Source organism: Chachezhania sediminis (assembly GCF_009765275.1).
GTDB lineage: Bacteria > Pseudomonadota > Alphaproteobacteria > Rhodobacterales > Rhodobacteraceae > Chachezhania > Chachezhania sediminis.
The window spans coordinates 180,534-199,031 of sequence record NZ_VOPH01000002.1 but is presented as its reverse complement, the minus strand read 5'-3'; the positions used below and the strand labels follow the sequence as shown (position 1 = coordinate 199,031).

The window sequence follows — 18,498 nt, the reverse complement described above, 5'->3', positions numbered from 1 at the left end:
CCAGCTAATCTTTTTCAAGAGGCAGCGGCCGGGGTTCGACGGGTGTCGATTGCACGATCGAGACATCGACCTTGCCATGGGGCATCAGCCGGTCGGTCAGCTGCTCCATCTCGGCGACCGACCGGACATGGGCCCAGGCGACCAGGCTGTTCTTGTCCGAGATGCGCTCGCACCGGACGATCTGCGGTGTGGCCTCGATGGCGGCGATCATGTCCGCCATCTGCCCTGTGTCGGGCTGGGCGCGGATCATGATCGTCAGGCCGAAGCCCAGCCGCGCCGGGTTTATCTGGGCGTGATAGCCCAGGATGACGCCTGTTTCTTCCAGCCGGCGCAGCCGTTCGCCCACGGCTGGCGGCGACATACCGACCCGCCGCGCCAGTTCGGCCCGGGGCAGCCGCGCGTCCCGGATCAGCGATTGCAGAATCACCTTGTCGACCCAATCCAGTTGGGCTTTTTCGGATGGAAGGTCCGGGACGTCTTCTGGTTTCGTATCGATTGTGTTGTGCCTGATTGGCATCATCATTACTCAACATGTTGTGGAACACGGTTCAACCTATACAACATACTTGAAGCCGGCTGTTCAATCCCGCGTGGACGCGCCGCGGATCGGTGGCTGCCGGGCAGATGTCCGGCCCTGTCGGCCATGGAGCGGCAGGGGCCAAGCGGGCTTGCCGTCCCGGCGGTTTTCGGGTTCCTTCCGGGGGTCGGAATTCCACGAAAGGCACCCAGATGCGCGACCTTGAACGCCCCGGCCGGTCCCCGGCCCATGCCCCCACCGCTATGGCGGCAACGTCGCACACGCTGTCGACCCAGGCGGCCGTCGACGTGCTCCGCCGCGGCGGCAACGCGCTGGACGCCGCGATCGCCGCGGTTGCCGTGCAGGGTGTGGTCGAACCGGGCTCGACCGGCATCGGCGGCGACTGCTTCTGCCTGTTCGCCAAGGGCGGCACGGACGAGATCGTGGCCTTCAACGGATCCGGCAGCGCACCGTCGGGCGCAACGCCCGAATGGTTCGCGGCGCAGGGCATCACCAAGATCGAACGCCAGACGCCGCATTCGGTGACCATCCCGGGCGCCGTCGACGCCTGGGACCGGCTGGTCCGCGATCACGGCACCATGGCGCTGGGCGAGCTTCTTCAGCCCGCCATCGGCTATGCCCGCGACGGGTTCCCGGTGTCGTCCCGCGTATCGACCGACTTTGCCCGGAACGAGGCCATCCTGTCGAAGGAGGCCAATTCCGCCGCGATGTTCCTGCCCGAAGGCCGTGCGCCCAAGGTGGGCGAGGTGCTGCACTTTCCCAAGCTCGCCGCAACCCTGAGCCGCATCGCCGAGGAAGGCCGCGACGGGTATTACAAGGGCGCCGTGGCCGAAGATATCGTGGGTTTCCTTCAATCCCGCGGCGGTCTTCACTCGCTGGAGGACTTTGCGGGTTTCGAGGGCGAATACGTCACCCCGATCTCTGCCAATTTCCGGGGGCATACCGTCCATCAATGTCCGCCGAACGGGCAGGGCGTCACGGCGCTGATGCTGCTGAAGATCATGGAAGGCTTCGACCCGGTGCCGGGTGGGCTGCTGTCGCCCGAACGGATCCACCTGGAGATCGAGGCCGGCCGCCTGGCCTATCGCGACCGGAACCTGTTCGTGGCCGATCCGAAATACGCGGATGTCCCGGTCGAATGGCTGTTGTCGTCGGCCCACGCGGACGAACTGCGCGGCGCCATCGACCCGGCCCGTGCGCTGACCGACCTGCCGCTGTTCACAGTGCCGAAACACCCGTCCACCGTCTATATCACGGTCATCGACAAGGACCGGAACTGCTGCAGCCTGATCAACACGATCTACGAAGGTTTTGGCAGCGCCCAGACCGCGCCGGAATCGGGCGTCGTGCTGCAGAACCGGGGCATGGGCTTTGTGCTGGACCCGGATCACCCGAACTGCATCGCGCCGGGCAAGCGGCCGCTGCACACGATCATCCCGGGCATGGTCACGAAGGACGGCAAGGCGGTCATGTCCTATGGCGTCATGGGCGGCCAGTACCAGGCGTTCGGGCACATGCAGTTCCTGACCGGCCTGATGGATTACGGCCTGGACATCCAGGAGGCGCTGGACCGGCCCCGCTTCTTCCCCGATCCCTACATCGGCAAGGTCGAGATCGAGGGCACCATGCCGTCCGAAACCGTCGCGGCACTGACCGCCATGGGCCATCAGTTCGTGCGCCCCGGCTCCCCTATCGGGGGCGGGCAGGCGATCATGATCGACCAGGCGACCGGCATGCTGGTCGGCGGGTCCGACCCGCGCAAGGACGGCTGTGCCATCGGGTATTGAGCCGCGCCCTTTGAAATGAAGGGTCCACCCGGTTGCAGGCCGGGTGGCGGCCGTCCCCCCCCGAAGGGCGGCCGCTTTGCGACCGTCCGGCGGGCCCACCGCCACCTTTCCTGCTTTTCCGTCAGACGTCGCGCAGCAACACCATCGCCTGCGTCACCAGCGCCTCGGCAAAGTCCGGGCCCAGCGGCCGGTGCCCGACCAGAAGGCGATAGAAGACCGGGGCATAAAGCATGTCCAGCAGCGTGTCGGGATCCGCTGGCGCCCGGATCTCGCCCCTGGCCACGGCGGCCTCGATCATTGCGGCGCCGGCGGCGCGGCTGGACAGGATCACCCGGTTGCGGAAGGCGCGGGTCATCTCGCTTTCCGGATCGGCTGCGGCCAGCGTCATCGCGATCTGCCGCCCGCGGGTCGTGGCGAAGGCCTGCACCAGGCTGCGCATCTGCCGGCGCAGGCTGTCTTCCAGCCCGGCGCCCAGGGCCGGTTTCCGATCGGGTTGGTCCACGATCAGGGCGGCCATCGCCAGTTCGCCGGCATTGGCCCAGTTGCGATAGATCGTGGGCTTGCTCACGCCGGACCGTGCCGCCACCGCCTCGATCGTCAGGCGGCCGAAACCGTCTTCCATCAGGATGGCATGCGCTGCCGCCAGCGCCTTCGCACGGGCCGCCTTGCTGGGCGGACGTCCGCGGGGCTTGGGTTCTGTGTCTTGACTCATTTATATTACAGAACGTAACGTAAATAGAATCTCATGGCAAGGAACCCGAACGATGACCGAGATCACAGCGCTGATGCCCTATATCGTCGCAAAGGACGCCGCCGCCGCCATCGACTTCTATGTCCGGGCGTTCGGGGCGACGGAAGAATTCCGCATGACCGACCCCGCCGACGGCCGCGTTGGCCATGCGGAGCTGAAGCTGGGCGGCAGCACCTTGATGCTGTCCGACGAATACACGGATTTCGGCGCGCTGGGTCCCGACAGTGTTGGCGGCACGCCAGTGACGCTGTACCTGGCGACCGACGGCGTCGACGCTCTTCTGGCCCAGGCCGAAGCCGCCGGGGCCACGGTCCTGCGCGCCGCGGCAGACCAGAGCTTCGGTGAACGCAGCGCCTTGCTGGAGGATCCATTCGGCCACCGCTGGATGCTGTCCCAGACCATCGAAGAGGTTTCGCCCGAAGAGATGCAGCGCCGCTGGGAGCAGGAAACCTCTGCCTGACCCCGGCAAGCCCGGGAACCGGCCGGCGCGCCCGCGTGGCCGGGCTTCTTCGGGATCGGTCGCGCGCTGCCGGGCAGGGCTTTCCCTATCGAACGGAGCGCGTTACCCCCGTGGAATTTTGTTCCCTTTCTGTTCTGTCCGTGCCAAGCTGGCATCGCTTGACCTGCCGCATCAGCGAGGAGGGCCCCGATGCCTGACCAGTCCGCCCGCTTTGAAACTTTTGCCCGGCTGCACGAAGGGCCCGGCGCCTTCGTCATGCCGAACCCCTGGGACGCCGGCTCTGCACGGCTTCTGTCGATGCTGGGATTTCCCGCACTGGCCACGACCAGCGCCGGCTATGCGTTCTCTATCGGCCGGCAGGACATGAACACCGCGATCACGCGTGACGGCGTCCTGGCCAATGCCGCCGACATCGTCGCCGCAACCGACCTGCCGGTGTCGGCCGATCTTCAGAACGGCTTTGGCCACGCGCCCGAAGACTGTGCCGAAACCGTCCGCCTGGCCGCGGCCGCCGGCCTGGTCGGCGGATCGATAGAGGACGCAACCGGCGACGACGATCCGATCTATGACCTGGACCGCGCCGCCGACCGCGTGCGCGCTGCGGTCGAGGCCGCCGCCGGCCTGCCCTTCCTGCTGACTGCACGGGCCGAGAATTACCTGTGGGGCCGCCCCGACCTGGCCGAGACCATCGCCCGCCTGCAGGCCTTCCAGGATGCGGGGGCGCCGGTGCTATATGCCCCCGGCCTGCCGGACCTGGAATCCATCCGCACGGTCTGTGCCGCGGTGGACCGGCCGGTGAACGTGGTCATGGGGCTCTCGGGCCCCCGCCTGTCGGTCGAGGTCCTGGCCCAGGCCGGGGTGCGCCGGATCTCGGTCGGGGGGTCCTTCTATCGTGCGGCCATGGGTGGGTTGATGCGCGCGGCAGAGGAGGTGAAGGCCGGCACGTTCGGCTATGCGGGCGATGCCATCCCGCACGGGACCCTGACGGCCGCGATGGCCGACCGGTGAAAGGGTGCCGCTCTCCGAAGCTCGGGGAAAGAGCCCTGCCGGCTTTCCGAAAATCCGAGAGAGCGGGAGGCCCCGGTCGTGGCTCGGCGCCCTTGTCCTTTCTTCGGCGCAAGCGGGTTCCCCCGCCGCGGCAGTGCCAGCCGCGGGGCCGGGCATATGGCGTGCCTTGCACTTGCAGGTTGCGGGCGCGGATCGAAAGGCGCCGGATCGTTCGCACCGGATGACCCCACTTCGCGGGGCTTGGGGCTGGACCATTGGCGTTCCGGATGGCTACGATATGCGGCAGGAATCTTGTCAATCCTCAGGTGAACACTTGGCACAGCTTGTCGTCCGAAGGACCGCTATAACCGGCCTTGTCGCGCTGCTCGCCCTGTCGATGCCGGCCGGGGCCGACGATGTCGCAGCGGATGCGCCGCAGCCGCAGCCTCTGATCCGCTCCGAAGACCAGTTCCGCGATGTCGCCCTGTCAGGCGACAGCCTGGGCGCGGCCTTCCTGCGTACCGCACGCAACGATCATCCGGCCCTGGTCGATCGCTATCTGACGTGGCTGTTCCACGAGGCGATGGCTGCCAGCGAAGACGGTCTGACCGACGAAGAAATCGCGGCACGGACCCGGCTGCGGGGGTCGCTTCTGACCAACCTGCTTTTGCTGCGGGCAGATCAGGAAACGGTCACCCGCGTCCTGGCGGCGCGGGTCAGGATCGAACGGGCGCTGATCGCGTCGGATCCGAAGCTGTGCCTGGGCACAATGGATGCGCGACCCGTTGCCGACCCGGCGGCGGAGGAGATGTTGCTGGCCAGCAGTTCGATCTTTCTGGGCGATCTTCTGACCTTCGAAGGCGCGCCCCAGCGTCCGCTGATGCCGGACACCCGCTATAGCATGATATCCAAGGCGCTTCTGGCACAGTTGCAGGCGCGTTTCCCGGAAGAACTGCCGGTCTATGTCGGGCAGGTGGAACTGACCGAGGACAGGTTTGCCGATTACTGCAAGGTGGAGCAGGCCTTCCTTGACGCGGTCTGGGCCCTGCCGACCGATCTTCTGGCCCTGCGCGAGGATTACTATCGCACGCTGATCAGTTCGATGATCAACCTCTGACGGTCAGTCACCCGGGCAAATCCGGGTGTACAGGTCCTTGATCCGGGCCTTCATGTCCCGCCCCAGCCGCACTGGCAACCGGTCGAGGAAGGCGGCCTCGTGCGCCTTGGCCAGGCCTACCATTTCCGTTGCCAGCGCCGCGCCCTGCGCGGTCAGGAACAGCCGCACCCGCCGCCGGTCCGCCATGTCGGACCGGCGTTCGACAAGACCGCGGTCCTGCATCTGGTCGACGATCCGGGTCAGCCGCGACTGTTCGATCATCGATAATTGCGCGACGCGGGTCACCATCTGCCCGTCGCGGTCGTAAAGGCAGGCCAGCACCCGCCATTCCGGCACCCGCAGACCCCGGGCGCGGACCATGGCGTGGAACTCCTCGCTTGCCGCCTGCGAGACCGAGGCCAGCAGGAACAGCAGGTAATCGTCCAGGAATGGCGTGCCGGCGTCGGGCTGGTCGTCCGGATCGCTTGGGTCGGGGGCAAGCAGGCTGGCGGTGTTGTCGATCATGGGCCTCACATCGAATTCGGGATGACCAGTACCAGCCAGGGCACCGCGATCAACAGCAGAAGACGCAGTATATCGACGAAGACGAAGGGCAGCACCCCGGCAAAGACACGCTCCAGCGGGATTTCGGGGGCCACGATCCTCATGACGAAGACGTTCATGCCGATGGGGGGGGTGATGTAGGACAGCTCCGTGGCGACGACGACGAAGATGCCGAACCAGATCGGATCGAAGCCAAGGCCCGAAACGATGGGAAACAGCACCGGCACCGTCAGCAGGATCATCGACAGGCTTTCCAGCAGGCAGCCCAGGATCAGGAACAGGACGATCAGCATAAGGATGACGCCGGTAGGCCCGGCATCGATCGCGTCGATCCAGGACCGCAGGTCGGTCGTCAGCCCGGAGAGGTTGACGTAGTTCAGGAAGTAGAGCGCGCCGAACAGGATGAAGAACATCACCGCCGTGGTCTTGGCGGTGTCGAACAGCGTTTCCAGCGTGTTCCGCAGGCCCAGCTTGCCCCGCAGGGCCGTGATCAGGATCGCGCCGCCGGCGCCCATGCCCGCGGCTTCGGTCGCGGTGAAGAAGCCGATATAGATCCCGCCCAGCACGAAGACGAAGAGGACCAGCGCACCGGACACGCCCCGGGTGGCGCGCAGGCGGTCCCGCAGGGGCAGCTTTTCGGGGCGGCCCAGATCCTCGGGGTGGAGCCACAGCGACAGGCGGACGGCGACGATATAGAAGATCACGCCGATCAGCCCGGGCAGAAGGCCGGCCAGGAACAGCTTGCCGATGTCCTGCTGGGTCAGGATGCCATAGATCACAAGGATGACCGAAGGCGGGATCAGGATCCCCAGCGTGCCGCCTGCGGCGACCGATGCAGCGGCCAGCCGGTCGGAATAGCCGTATCGGCGCATCGCCGGCAGGCTGATCCGACCCATGGTGGCGGTGGTGGCCAGGGACGATCCGCAGACGGATGCGAAACCGGCGCAGGCCACGATGGTCGCCATGGCCAGCCCGCCCTTGCGGTGGCGCAGCCAGGCATTGGCCGCATCATAAAGTTCCGACGCGATGCCGGACTGGACGATGAAGTTCCCCATCAGCAGGAACAGCGGCACCACCGACAGGGTATAGCTGCGCCCGCTGTCGAAATAGATCTGCCCGAACATCGCCAGTGCCGGGTCCAGCCCGATGATAGAGATCACGCCGACCAGCCCAACGGCTGACAGGGCGAAGGCAATGGGAACGCCGGCGAAGATCAGGGCCAGCAGAACGACAAGCCCGATTGGCCAGTCCATGTCAGATGTCTCCGGATTTGCCTTTGGGCAGGCGCAGCACCGCCAGCATCAGCACGATGGCCGCCGACAGCGCGCAAAGGACGCTGGCCGCACGGGCCACGGGCGCCAGCGGAAAGCGCAAGTAGACGGTGGTTTCCCCCCAGGCCCCGATCCGTGCGCCGTGTTCCCACAGCTGCCACGAGATCAGTCCCAGCATCACCACCACGACCAGCCGGGCCAGCATCACCTGCACGGTTTCGGCGGTGCCCTTCAGCTTGGCCGTGAACAGGTCGACGGTGATGTGCCCATCGTCCAGGCAGATCGCGGGCAGGCCGGTGAAGACGACGGCCATCACCAGAAGCTCCGTCATCTCGGACGCGCCGCTGAGGGGGCGGGAAAAGAAGTAGCGACCGACCACGTCGACCAGCGTCACCCCGGTCAATGCCAGAAGAAGGACGCCGGTCAGAACCGCCGTGATCAGCCGGAAGGTCCGGCGCAGGGCGCTTGCGCGATGCCCCACGCCGGTGGTTCCCTGGCTCATTCCTGAAGAACCTTCGCGGTTTCGGCCTTCAGCATCTCCAGCGCCGCGTCGAAGTCGACACCCTTGGCCGCATAGTCGGCGGCGACGGCGTCATAAAGCGGCTGGGACATGGCTACCAGTTCTTCCATCTCGGCCTCCGACGCGTCGTGGAAGGCGACGGTGGATTCCAGGATGTCGTGGCCCGTGGCATCCGCTGCGTCCCAGGCCTTGCCCGCGATGCGCACCAGCGCCTCGCCCGACACGCCGTCGATCGCGGCTTTGTCCTCGTCCGACAGGCCGTCGAACTTGGCCTGGTTCATGACCATGAAGAACGACACGTTGTAAAGGCCGCCCTCGGCCCGCAGGGCTTTCGTCAGCAGGCTGTCCAGCTTGAAAAACGGCACCGATTCGTAGGGGAAGTAGATCGCGTCGGCGACACCGCCCGACAGGACCTCGTAGGTCTTGGGCGACGGCGCCTGGACCGAGACCATCTTCATCTGTTCGGCCAGCATCGAGGTCAGTTTGCCCGCGACCCGGACCTTCAGGCCGTCCAGCTTCGAAAGCGGCGATACCTCGGCGCCAGTGGTGAACAGCATCCCCGGGCCATGACCCCAGACCGCCAGGACCTTGACGCCCTTGTACTCGTCCTTCTCGGCCAGCATCTTCTCGTAGACGCGCCAGTAGGCGACCGACAGCGCTTCGGAGCTGGGGGTCAGGAAGGGCAGTTCGGCGATCTGGTTCAGGCTGAACCGGCCGGGGGTGTAACCGTTCACGCCGAAAGTCACGTCGGCGGCGCCGGTGGCGGCCAGATCGAAATGCGCCGGCGGCGGCCCCAGCGGCGCGTCCAGCATCTGAACCGTCACGCGTCCGTCGGTGGCTTCTTCCACGGCCGCGGCCCAGGGCAGGACGATGTCCTTCACGATCGGGTGCGAGGGCGGAAGCCAGTTCGAAACGCGCAGGACCGTCTGCGCCGAAGCCGGAAGGGCAAAGGCCGCAAGCGCGATGGCCCCGGCCGCAAGTGTTCCGAAGAACGATTTCATGGTTGAACTCCCTGTTCGGTATTATTGCCCTCAGCGTAAGCGCGCAAAAAGCGGTCTGGCAATCTCAAAATATGAAATCTCAACTTTTTGGACTTAAATCTTGACAGCTTATTACATGCTATTTCATGCTTTGAGCATCGAGGTGCCCGAGATTTGAGCGGGCCTCGGACGCCAGCCGAAAAGCCAGGGGGACAGCCAGACAAATGCCGGCCATGACACTGAAGGTTCGCCTGACGGTTGCCGAAGCGGATCTGATTCGCTCGGTCGTGCTGGAGGCACCGGATGGCAGCATCCTGCCGCCGTTCACCCCCGGCGCCCATGTCGAGGTGACGATTCCCGATGGCACGACCCGGCATTACAGCCTGATCGACACGGACGGGTCGACGGCCGCGCCGAAAGCCTATCGTCTGGGCATAAGGCTGGAAGATCCGGGCACTGGCGGGTCGCGGTTCATGCACGACCTGAAAGAAGGCGACACGGTCGAGGTGACCGGGCCGAAGAACGAATTCCCGCTGGCCGACAGCGATGCGCCGTCGCTGCTGATCGCGGGCGGCATCGGGGTCACGCCGATGATTTCCATGGCGACCGCGCTGGCCGGCGACGGTCGCGCCTTCACCTTCCATTATGCCATGCGGAACGCGGGTGCCGGCGCCTTTGTCGATGCGCTGACCGGGGCCCATGGCGACCGCGTGGTCCTGCACCGCGATGACGAGGCCGGCGGCCCACTGGACGTGGCCGCCCTGATCGACGCGGCGGATCCCGCGACACACATCTATGTCTGCGGCCCGAAGCCCATGATCGAGGCGGTGAAGACCGCCGCCGAACACAGGGGCTTCGCCCCGGACCAGATCCATTTCGAACTGTTCGAATCCGCCGCCGAGCAGGATGGCGATACCGCCTTCGAGGTCGAGTTGGCGTCCTCCGGCAAGGTCTACACGATCCCGGCGGGCCGGACGATCATCGAGGTGCTGGAAGAAGCGGGCGAGGATCTGGTCTACGATTGCCAGCGCGGCGATTGCGGCATCTGCCAGACGGATGTCCTGGACGGGATTCCCGACCACCGCGACGTGGTGCTGACGGACGCGGAGCGCGCCAGCAACGCGGTCATGCAGATCTGCGTGAGCCGCGCGAAATCGCCCCGACTGAAACTCGATCTCTGATGCGGAGGGCAGGATGACCACCTACCGGACAAGGAACGACATCGAAGCCCTGGTGACGCCCGAACAGGTGCACCGCGACGTCTATATCTCGGACGAGCTTTTTCGGCTGGAGATGAAGCACCTGTTCGCCAACACCTGGGTCTTCGTCGGCCACGACAGCCAGGTGCCGAACAAGGGCGATTACTACACGACCCAGATCGGCGACCAGCCGGTGATCATGGTGCGGCACACGGATAACGAGGTGAAGGTCCTCTACAACCGCTGCCCCCACAAGGGCACCAAGATCGCCATCGACCGCAACGGCAATACCGGCAAGTTCTTCCGCTGCCCCTATCACGCCTGGTCCTTCAAGACCGACGGCTGCCTTCTGGCGATCCCGCTGAAGAAGGGCTACGCAGACACGGGATTCGAGAAGACCGAGAATTCCAAGGGCATGAAGGCCGTGGGCGCCGTCATGAACTATCGTGGCTTCGTCTTCGCGCGCCTGGCGGAAGAGGGCATCGGGTTCGAGGACTATTTCGGCGGCTCTCTCTCCAGTTTCGACAACATGGTCGACCGTTCGCCTGCCGGAAGGCTGGAGGTCGTGGGCCAGCCGCTGCGCTACATGCACAAGTGCAACTGGAAGATGCTGGTCGAGAACCAGACCGACACCTGCCACCCGATGGTCGCGCATGAAAGTTCGGCCGGGACGGCAGTTCAGATCTTCGAGGAGCTGGGCCTGCCCAAGGACGGCCCCAAGCCCCCCGCGATGGAGATCATCGCCCCCTTCATGAGCCCCTACGAATTCTTCGAGGACATGGGCATCCGCACCTGGCCCAATGGCCACGGGCACACGGGCGTGCATCATTCCATCCACTCGGACTATTCCGCGATCCCGGGCTATTTCGAACAGATGGTCGAGGCCTATGGCGAGGAGAAGGCCAAGGCGATCCTGGGCGAGAACCGGCACAACACGGTCTATTTCCCGAACATCATGATCAAGGGCCCGATCCAGCAGCTGCGGAACTTCATCCCCCTTGGCCCGGACAAGACGCTGGTCGAAAGCTGGATCTATCGCCTGGTCGACGCACCCGACCAGCTGGTCGCGCGCACGGCGATGTACAACCGGATGATCAACGCGCCCACCTCGATCGTCGGGCACGACGATCTGGAGATGTACGAGCGCGCGCAGGAAGGCCTGGCCTCGGACGGGCTGGAATGGGTCAATGTCCAGCGGCTCTATCCCGGGGACGAGGAAGATTTCGACCACGAGGCAGTCGAGAACGGGACGACGGAACGGCAGATGCGCAACCAGTTCCACGCCTGGGTGAAATTCATGATCGCGACGATGCCCGACGACGCGGCAGTGCTGGAGGCCGCGGAATGACGGTGTCGAAGGACGACCTGATCGATTTCGTCTATGACGAGGTCCGGATGCTGGACGAAGGCCGCTATGACGACTGGATGGCGCTGTGGACGGCGGACGGCATGTACTGGATGCCACTGGACTGGAAACAGGCGGATCCGATCCACGAAACCTCGCTGATGTGGGAAGACCAGTTCATGCTGCGCCTGCGGATCGAGCGTCTGAAGGGCGCCCGCACCTTCAGCCAGAAGCCGAAAAGCCGCTGCCATCACGTGATCCAGCGGCCCTATGTCGACCTGATCGACGACGAGGCCGGGAAATACGTGGTGACGACGCAGATGCACTATGTCGAAACGCGGCTGGACGACCAGTTCCTGCTGGCGGTCACCGCGCGGCACGATCTTGTACTGCAGGACGGTGCCCTGAAGATCGCGCAGAAACGGGTGGACATCCTGAACTGCGACGCGGCCTTCGGCAACATCCAGCTGCTGCCATGACCGGCTACACGGCCGTCATCACCGGCGGGGCCAAGGGCATCGGCGGCGACCTGGCCCAGCGGCTGCTGGAACAGGACTATACCGTTGTCGTGCTGGACCTGGTGGCACCCGAATTCAGACATCCGAAACTGGAATACCTGGCCTGCGACCTGCTGGACCCGGCCGTCGTGGCCCCGGTGGCCGCGGACATCGCCAGCCGGCACCAGGTCACGCACCTGATCCACAATGCGGGCGTGATCTGGCCCAACCTGGTCGAGGATGCGAAGCCCGAGGACATCACCGGGCTGGCGCAGCTGCATCTGGGCGCGGCGCTGCAATTGTTGCAGGCGTTCCTTCCAGCGATGAAGGAACGGCAGTTCGGGCGGGTGCTCTTCACCTCGTCCCGCGCGGCGCTGGGCGCGCCCACGCGGACGGCCTATTCCGCGACCAAGGCCGGTATGATCGGCATGGCACGGACCTGGGCGCTGGAACTGGCGCCGCACCAGATCACCGTGAACGTGGTGGCCCCGGGCCCTGTCCTGACCGACAATTTCTGGGGCGTGATCCCCAAGGGCAGCCCCCAACAGGAGGCTCTGGCGTCGCGCATCCCTGTGGGACGGATCGGCACGGTTGAAGATATCACCCGCGCCTTCCTGTTCTTCTGCGACCCCGCGAACGGGTTCATCACCGGTCAGGTGCTGAATGTCTGTGGCGGCGCCTCCATCGGATCGCTGCAGATCTGACGGGTCAGGACGTCCCGGCCATCAGCCGTTCGACATAGCCGTCCATGGTGATCGTCCCGCCATGGGCGTCGGCCTTGCCGCGGTCCTTTTCCGGCAGGGCGTCCTGCACCATGTCGATCCGCTTCCACGCCGGATAGGGCTGATCGCCTTGGGCGTCGGGGACGTAGGGGCTCGCCTCGACCCGCGTGTGCTTGTGGATGTAACGCGCGCAATTCAGAAAGCAGGACGTCACCGTCACCTTCACCACCATGTTCGCCCCGGGATAAAGCGCCAGGTCCGCCGGATCGGTCGACAGTGTCGCCTCTCCCTGCACGCGGACGCGGTTCGGGGTCTCCATGTCGATGAACAGCATTCCGATCTTCGTCATGGAGGCGATGTTGCCCATAGACTTGAACATCCCGTTGCCGTCGAAGTTCGGGAAGACCAGCGTGTTCGCGTCCAGCACCTTCACGAAACCCGGCGCGCCGCCCTTGTAGCTGACCGTGGGTTCGCCCCTGTCGTTCACCGTGGACAGGAAGAAGAAGTCGCGGGACGCGATGAAGTCGATGTTGGGCGGCTCCATCTCGTCCCGGACGATGGCCTGCACGACAACGTCGGCCAGAGACCGGCTGTCATGGGCGGCCTGCAGGTCGCGTTCCGCATCGGTATAGAAGTCGTCTGCCGTCAGCATGTTCTTGTACCTCCTTGTCGGGTCCGGGGCCGGGGGCAGCCCCGGACCATGCGCCTATTCGGCCGCGTGGGACACGGCCGCGATCTGGGCGGCGGCGGCAGCCTCTTCCGCCTCGGCCACGGCTGCGGACCCGTCGGCAAAGCTCATCACCCTGGGCGCGGGCTTGTCGTTGAACATCAGCCGGAAGACATCGGGGCGTGAATAATGCCCCGCCGGATCGGCGGCGGCCTTGGCGACGGCGATGGCGGCCAGGTCGATTTCGGCGATCTGAAGGCCCTCCGCCGTGGGATCCATGAAGGGCAGAAGCGGCGCACCGTCGGGCCCGAAGATGTTGGCGTGCCCGCCGCCCACCTGAAGGAATTGCTGCTTCACCGGCGTGTCGCACATGAAGTCGACCATGGCTTGCGAGACGGTGGCGCAGGCGGCCAGCACGAAGCACTGGCCTTCGGCCGCATACATCTGGCTGGCGGCCGTGTTCAGTTCCGGCCCCAGCGCATAGGCCGCGCCCAGATACAGGCTGAAGCTGGGCCAGGCGGCGACATGGATCTGTTCGTTCTGCGCGTACATTGCGTACTTGCTCAGCGGCTGCAGATGTTCCCAGCAGCACAGCGCACCGACCCGGCCCAGCGGCGTGTCCTTGACCGCCATGTCGCTGCCGTCGCCTTCGCCGAAGACGGTGCGTTCGACATGGGTGGGCTTCAGCTTCCGCCGGCGCGAAATCGTCTCTCCATCCGCGCCATAGTGCCATTGCGACATGAAAAGCGATCCGCCGATCTTTTCGGACAGCCCCATGACCACCTGGATGCCGTTACGCTTGGCCGCTTCGGCCAGAAGCATGTCCTGGGGGCTGCCGGCGACCAACGAGTTCATGGAATAGGGCACCATGTTCCCCAGCCCCATCGCGGGTGCGTCCAGCCAGATCCACCAAGGATAGCCGGGCACCCAGGTTTCGGGGAAGGCAATCAGCTTCACGCCCTTGGCGCCGGCCTCGTCGATCAGGTCCACGGCCTTGGCGATGGTCGCATCAAGGTCCATGAACACCGGGGCCGCCTGTACTGCGGCCACCTTGAACGGTCCTGTCATCTTCAATCCTCCTGTCGATTGCTGTGGCGGATGCTGCGGGACTGCCTGTTTTCTGTCCCGTGGATCTGGGCGTAATCGCCCCCGCTTTTGGGCGGTACGCTTCGGTTTTGCCGGGTGGGGCCGATTCGCGTATGCTGCGGGGCGGGAGAGTTCGCAGCGTGGAACACAGGCTCTACAACACCGACGACGTCCGCCCGCAGGATCGCCTGGCCTATTGGCGCGAGGCGGTCTGCGACAGCTATGTCCGGCTGGGCTGCGACGCGCCGGCACGGTCGGAGATGTTCACCGGCTCCATCGCGCTGACCGGGCTGTCGAAGGTGATCCTGTCGCAAGTGTCGGGCAGTGCGCAGGTCGTCACCCGCCGCCCCACCGATATCCGCCGCGCGGCCGAGGACAGTTTCCTGGTCAGCCTGCAGATGCACGAATGCGGGGTCGTGGAGCAGGGGGCACGGGTGGCGGACCTGAGCCCAGGGGACTTTGCACTTTATTCCAGCACGGCACCCTATCAGCTGCGGCTGCCGGACGGGTTCCGGCAACTGGTGATCCAGATCCCGCGGGCCGCCCTGCTGGACCGGCTGCCCGGGGCCGATCACCTGACCGGGCGCCGGGTGGCCGCGGACGGGCCGATGACGGCGGCGGTGTCGCGGTCGATCCTGATGCTGGTCGAAAGCCTGGTACAGGCCGATCCGCTGGTGGCCGGGCATCTGGAACAGTCGCTGACCGATCTTGTCGCTACCGGGCTGGCCACGCTGGTGGGCGGCGACGCCGACCTGAAACTGCCGGAACAGACAATCCTACACCGCGCACGGGTCTTCATCGATGAAACCCTGTCGGATCCGGATCTGGACCGCGTCCGCGTGGCCTCGGCGCTGGGCCTGTCGGTGCGCCGCCTGAACGAGCTGTTCCAGAAGGAGGGCTATTCGATTTCCGCCGTCATCCGGCAGGCGCGGATGGTCCGGATTGCGTCAGACCTGCGGGATCCGCGCTTTGCGGGCCTGTCCATCACCGCCATCGCGCTGCGCCACGGGGTGCGGAACCTCGACGGTTTCGCCTCCGCCTTCCGGCGGCAGTTCGACTGCACGCCGCGCGATTATCGCCAGCGGCACTAGGCCGTCCAGGCAGGGAAACCGAACAGCGCTTGCGGTGTCTTCACCAGGGCCTGCGCCCGGACCTGATCGGTGGGCAACCACGACAGGACGGTGTCCAGCAGGGCGCCGTCGTCGGGATAGTCCCCGGTCGTCTGGGCCAGGTTGTGGGGCCAGTTGGTGCCCCAGACGATCCGGTCCGGCGCATAGGACGCGATTTCCCGGGCCACCGCGGCGATGTCTTCGAAATCCGGGCCGCCGGTGCGGGTGCTTTCATAGCAGCCGGCGAACTTGAACCAGCAATTGCCCCGGTCGATCAGGCGCTTGACGATATCGACCTCGGGGCTGTGGGGCGTCGCGCCGGCAAAGAACTTGCCGTGGTGGTCCAGGATCCAGTTCGTCCCGATGGCGGCCAGCCGGTCCGCGTGCCGGGCGATGGCGCTGCCGTCGAACTGCACCGCCATCAGCCAGCCGAAAGCCCCGGCCCGCGCGCCGACGGCTTCCAGCGCGTCCAGGCCCACGGCGCCGCCGGGCAGGTCCATGATCCGTGCGCCCACGACACCGGCATCCGACAGCGCGGTCATCTCTGCATCCGACGTGTGCCCTGTGATGGCCGCCACGCCGCGGGCGATGTCGCCCATTTCGGCCAGGCAGGCCAACAGATTGCTATTGTCGCCCTGCTGCGCGTTGCCCTGGGTGATCACGACGCGGTCGATGCCCAGCCAGTCCATGACCTGCCGGTACTGCGCGGGTGTCGGCAGGTCGCCCTTCGGGTTCGGCGGTCCGCCCGGAAGCGCGGGGAAGCCCGGCAGGTACATGTGGGTCTGGCAGTCGACCGCCCCGGGTGGAAGTGTGATCGCCGGCTTCGCACCGGTCAGCTTGCGGGTGATCATGGGTCAGTCTTTCGGGGCGAACTCTTTCAGGGCGGCCCGGTCGATCTCGATCCCCAGGCCAGGGCCGTCGGGGATCGCGACCCAGCCGTTTTCGTGCTCGATAGGGGCGGTCACGATGGCCTGCCGGAACGGATTCGGGGTGCGGTCGAATTCCACGATCGGTTCCACCGGGTTTACCCGTGGCGGGTTCGGGACCAGGGCGGCCATGAACTGCAGTGCCGCCGCGATATGGACCGCCGTGCCCCAGACATGGGGCACCAGCCGGACGCCATTCAGCGCGGCCATGTCCATGATCCGCTTGGCTTCGGTAAAGCCGCCGCAACCCGCCAGATCGGGCTGGATGATGTCGACGCAGCGAGTTTCCAGCGGCTCCTTCATGCCCCATCGTGTGTGCCAGGTCTCGCCACCCGCAATGGGGATCGGCTGGCCGGCGCGCACCTCGCGATAGGCGGACAGCTGTTCCGGCAGGACCGGTTCCTCGAACCAGTCGATGTCGTATTCGGCGGCGGCGCGGCCCAGGTGGACCGCCTCGATGGTGTCATAGCCGTGGTTGGCGTCGATCATCAGGCGCATGTCGTCGCCCATGACGTCCCGCACGGCGCGGATCACGCGCAGATCCTCGGCCACGTCGAAGCCGATCTTGATCTTCGCCGCATGGAAACCGGCGGCCCTGTGGCCCGCCATTTCGTTGGCATTGTCTTCCACCCGGTCGACGCCGTCGCGCTTGAAGCTGCCGGTTGCATAGGCCCGGACGCGGTCCCTGAACCGCCCGCCCAGCAGGGTGGAAACCGGGACGCCGAAATGCTTGCCCTTGATGTCCCACAGCGCCATGTCGATGCCCGATAGCGCCGTGACCGCCAGCCCCCGCTGGCCCTGGTCGCGCAAAGCGTTGTAGAGCGTGACCCAGATCTTTTCTGTCTCCAGCGGGTCCATGCCCACCAGCCAGCCGGCATAGGCCGCGACCACCGCCGCATTGGGCCGTGCCGGGCCCAGGCATTCGCCCCAGCCCGTGGTGCCGTCGTCGCAGACGACCTCGACCAGGACATGGGTCCGCCGGTCGAACCGCATGGACGCGCTTTCAAAGGGCACGTCCAGCTTGTGGTCCAGAAGATGGGTGTGAACGGCCGCGATTTTCATCGTTTGTAGGGCGCCACCAGCGCGGTCAGCATCTCGGTCTCTTCGCCCGTAAGGTCGGAGAGGGGAGGGCGGACGGGACCCGCATCGAAGCCCTGAAGCCTGACGCCCGCCTTGATGGCCGACACGGCATAGCCCTTTTCCCGGTTCCGGATCGCCATGAAAGGATAGAAGAAATCCTTCAGGATCTCCTCGCAGCGCCCGCGGTTGCCGCCGCGCAGCGCGTCGTAGAATTCTATGGCCAGCCCGGGGACGAAGTTGAAGACAGCCGACGAATAGGTGGTGAAACCCGCGCCCAGATAGGCCTCGGCGAACAGTTCCGCCGTGGGCATGCCGCCGAGATACATCAGCCGGTCGCCCATCCTGGCGGTCACCTCGCGCACCAGGCCGATGTCGCCGGACCCGTCCTTGAAGCCGATCAGGTTCGGGCATGCATCGCAAAGTCGCGCCAGCGTGTCGGGCCTCAGGATGGAGTTGTCGCGGTTATAGACCATGACCCCGATGCCCACCGCATCGCAGACCGCCTTGATATGGGCGTAAAGCCCCTCCTGCGGCGCGTCGATCAGGTAGTGCGGGATCAGCAGAATGCCGTCGGCCCCGGCCTTTTCGACCGCCTTCGCCATGTCGACCGCGATCCGCGTGCCATAGCCGCAGCCCGACACGATGGGTGTGTCGCCCGATGCCGCCTTGGCCGCCGCGACCACGGTCGGCACCTCGTCCGGCGACAGCGAGAAGAACTCGCCCGTTCCGCCGGCCGCGAACAGGACCTTGGCCGGATAGCCCGACAGCCATTCCACATGTTCGCGATAGGGACCTTCGTTGAATTCGCCGTCGGCGTCGAACGGGGTGACCGGGAACGAAAGAAGGCCGGCACCAAGCGCCGATTTCAGGGTTTGAGGGTCCATTGGCCGCGCCTCGCTGTGATGTCTTTGAT

20 protein-coding genes are annotated in these 18,498 nt (G+C 65.8%); 9 read left to right on the top strand and 11 right to left on the bottom strand.

The annotated features are described in order from the left end of the window. Nucleotides 1–4 precede the first annotated feature (4 nt). Nucleotides 5–517: an Lrp/AsnC family transcriptional regulator gene (locus FQK05_RS05890; protein ID WP_158965979.1), complete on the bottom strand. Its 513-nt coding sequence runs from the start codon at nucleotides 515–517 to the stop codon at nucleotides 5–7. Nucleotides 518–729: 212 nt separating this feature from the next. On the opposite strand from FQK05_RS05890, the gene ggt reads away from it, so the two are divergent. Beyond that, nucleotides 730–2,325 carry a gamma-glutamyltransferase gene (gene ggt / locus FQK05_RS05885; protein WP_158964984.1) on the top strand — a complete coding sequence of 532 codons (1,596 nt, stop codon included), beginning with the start codon at nucleotides 730–732 and terminating at the stop codon, nucleotides 2,323–2,325. 121 nt (nucleotides 2,326–2,446) lie between these two features. Here ggt and FQK05_RS05880 read toward each other — a convergent pair whose 3' ends face one another. Continuing rightward, nucleotides 2,447–3,037, bottom strand: coding sequence for a TetR/AcrR family transcriptional regulator (locus FQK05_RS05880; protein ID WP_158964983.1), 591 nt, complete (start codon nucleotides 3,035–3,037; stop codon nucleotides 2,447–2,449). 52 nt (nucleotides 3,038–3,089) lie between these two features. Between FQK05_RS05880 and FQK05_RS05875 the strand changes: the two genes are divergently transcribed. From FQK05_RS05875 to FQK05_RS05865, 3 genes are all read left to right on the top strand, one after another. Further along, nucleotides 3,090–3,536 (top strand): VOC family protein, encoded by a 447-nt coding sequence (locus tag FQK05_RS05875; protein WP_158964982.1) that lies wholly within the window; start codon nucleotides 3,090–3,092, stop codon nucleotides 3,534–3,536. Between the two features lie 189 nt (nucleotides 3,537–3,725). Continuing rightward, the gene (locus tag FQK05_RS05870) at nucleotides 3,726–4,544 is read left to right on the top strand and encodes an isocitrate lyase/PEP mutase family protein (protein ID WP_158964981.1); all 819 of its coding nucleotides are present in this window, start codon (nucleotides 3,726–3,728) and stop codon (nucleotides 4,542–4,544) included. A 313-nt stretch (nucleotides 4,545–4,857) separates the two neighbouring features. Beyond that, nucleotides 4,858–5,640 carry a hypothetical protein gene (locus tag FQK05_RS05865; protein WP_158964980.1) on the top strand — a complete coding sequence of 261 codons (783 nt, stop codon included), beginning with the start codon at nucleotides 4,858–4,860 and terminating at the stop codon, nucleotides 5,638–5,640. Between the two features lie 3 nt (nucleotides 5,641–5,643). Here FQK05_RS05865 and FQK05_RS05860 read toward each other — a convergent pair whose 3' ends face one another. From FQK05_RS05860 to FQK05_RS05845, 4 genes are read right to left on the bottom strand one after another with little or no spacing between them, the layout of a single operon-like run. Then, nucleotides 5,644–6,144 carry a MarR family winged helix-turn-helix transcriptional regulator gene (locus FQK05_RS05860; RefSeq protein ID WP_158964979.1) on the bottom strand — a complete coding sequence of 167 codons (501 nt, stop codon included), beginning with the start codon at nucleotides 6,142–6,144 and terminating at the stop codon, nucleotides 5,644–5,646. Nucleotides 6,145–6,149: 5 nt separating this feature from the next. After that, nucleotides 6,150–7,436 (bottom strand): TRAP transporter large permease, encoded by a 1,287-nt coding sequence (locus tag FQK05_RS05855; protein WP_158964978.1) that lies wholly within the window; start codon nucleotides 7,434–7,436, stop codon nucleotides 6,150–6,152. Nucleotide 7,437: 1 nt separating this feature from the next. Continuing rightward, the gene (locus tag FQK05_RS05850; RefSeq protein WP_158964977.1) at nucleotides 7,438–7,956 is read right to left on the bottom strand and encodes a TRAP transporter small permease; all 519 of its coding nucleotides are present in this window, start codon (nucleotides 7,954–7,956) and stop codon (nucleotides 7,438–7,440) included. Then, a complete protein-coding gene (locus FQK05_RS05845; protein ID WP_158964976.1) occupies nucleotides 7,953–8,975 on the bottom strand; it encodes a TRAP transporter substrate-binding protein in 1,023 nt (340 codons plus the stop codon). The genes FQK05_RS05850 and FQK05_RS05845 overlap by 4 nt, the downstream gene beginning before the upstream one ends. Nucleotides 8,976–9,187: 212 nt before the next feature. On the opposite strand from FQK05_RS05845, the gene FQK05_RS05840 reads away from it, so the two are divergent. Genes FQK05_RS05840 through FQK05_RS05825 form a run of 4 tightly spaced genes read left to right on the top strand, consistent with a single transcriptional unit; the run spans nucleotide 9,188 to nucleotide 12,699 of the window. After that, on the top strand, nucleotides 9,188–10,135 hold the full coding sequence (locus FQK05_RS05840; protein ID WP_233270397.1) for a PDR/VanB family oxidoreductase: 948 nt from the start codon (nucleotides 9,188–9,190) through the stop codon (nucleotides 10,133–10,135). Nucleotides 10,136–10,148: 13 nt separating this feature from the next. After that, nucleotides 10,149–11,501 (top strand): aromatic ring-hydroxylating dioxygenase subunit alpha, encoded by a 1,353-nt coding sequence (locus tag FQK05_RS05835; protein WP_158964974.1) that lies wholly within the window; start codon nucleotides 10,149–10,151, stop codon nucleotides 11,499–11,501. Continuing rightward, the gene (locus FQK05_RS05830; RefSeq protein ID WP_158964973.1) at nucleotides 11,498–11,977 is read left to right on the top strand and encodes an aromatic-ring-hydroxylating dioxygenase subunit beta; all 480 of its coding nucleotides are present in this window, start codon (nucleotides 11,498–11,500) and stop codon (nucleotides 11,975–11,977) included. The genes FQK05_RS05835 and FQK05_RS05830 overlap by 4 nt, the downstream gene beginning before the upstream one ends. Continuing rightward, a complete protein-coding gene (locus FQK05_RS05825) occupies nucleotides 11,974–12,699 on the top strand; it encodes an SDR family NAD(P)-dependent oxidoreductase (protein ID WP_158964972.1) in 726 nt (241 codons plus the stop codon). The genes FQK05_RS05830 and FQK05_RS05825 overlap by 4 nt, the downstream gene beginning before the upstream one ends. A gap of 4 nt (nucleotides 12,700–12,703) precedes the next feature. On the opposite strand, the gene FQK05_RS05820 is transcribed toward FQK05_RS05825, so the two are convergent. Further along, on the bottom strand, nucleotides 12,704–13,369 hold the full coding sequence (locus tag FQK05_RS05820; protein ID WP_158964971.1) for a pyridoxamine 5'-phosphate oxidase family protein: 666 nt from the start codon (nucleotides 13,367–13,369) through the stop codon (nucleotides 12,704–12,706). Between the two features lie 54 nt (nucleotides 13,370–13,423). Continuing rightward, nucleotides 13,424–14,452, bottom strand: a complete 1,029-nt coding sequence (locus tag FQK05_RS05815; protein ID WP_158964970.1) for a carbon-nitrogen hydrolase family protein — start codon at nucleotides 14,450–14,452, stop codon at nucleotides 13,424–13,426. 158 nt (nucleotides 14,453–14,610) lie between these two features. Here FQK05_RS05815 and FQK05_RS05810 point away from each other — a divergent pair, with 158 nt between their 5' ends. Further along, nucleotides 14,611–15,561 carry an AraC-like ligand-binding domain-containing protein gene (locus tag FQK05_RS05810; protein ID WP_158964969.1) on the top strand — a complete coding sequence of 317 codons (951 nt, stop codon included), beginning with the start codon at nucleotides 14,611–14,613 and terminating at the stop codon, nucleotides 15,559–15,561. On the opposite strand, the gene FQK05_RS05805 is transcribed toward FQK05_RS05810, so the two are convergent. The 3 genes from FQK05_RS05805 to kdgD are packed head-to-tail and all read right to left on the bottom strand — an operon-like array spanning nucleotide 15,558 to nucleotide 18,469. Further along, nucleotides 15,558–16,430, bottom strand: a complete 873-nt coding sequence (locus FQK05_RS05805; protein ID WP_158964968.1) for an amidohydrolase family protein — start codon at nucleotides 16,428–16,430, stop codon at nucleotides 15,558–15,560. The two genes, FQK05_RS05810 and FQK05_RS05805, sit on opposite strands and share 4 nt — an antisense overlap. 3 nt (nucleotides 16,431–16,433) lie before the next feature. Further along, entirely contained in the window at nucleotides 16,434–17,567 is a 1,134-nt protein-coding gene (locus FQK05_RS05800) for a mandelate racemase/muconate lactonizing enzyme family protein (RefSeq protein ID WP_158964967.1), read from the bottom strand. Further along, nucleotides 17,564–18,469 (bottom strand): 5-dehydro-4-deoxyglucarate dehydratase, encoded by a 906-nt coding sequence (gene kdgD, locus FQK05_RS05795; protein WP_158964966.1) that lies wholly within the window; start codon nucleotides 18,467–18,469, stop codon nucleotides 17,564–17,566. The genes FQK05_RS05800 and kdgD overlap by 4 nt, the downstream gene beginning before the upstream one ends. Nucleotides 18,470–18,498: the final 29 nt, after the last annotated feature.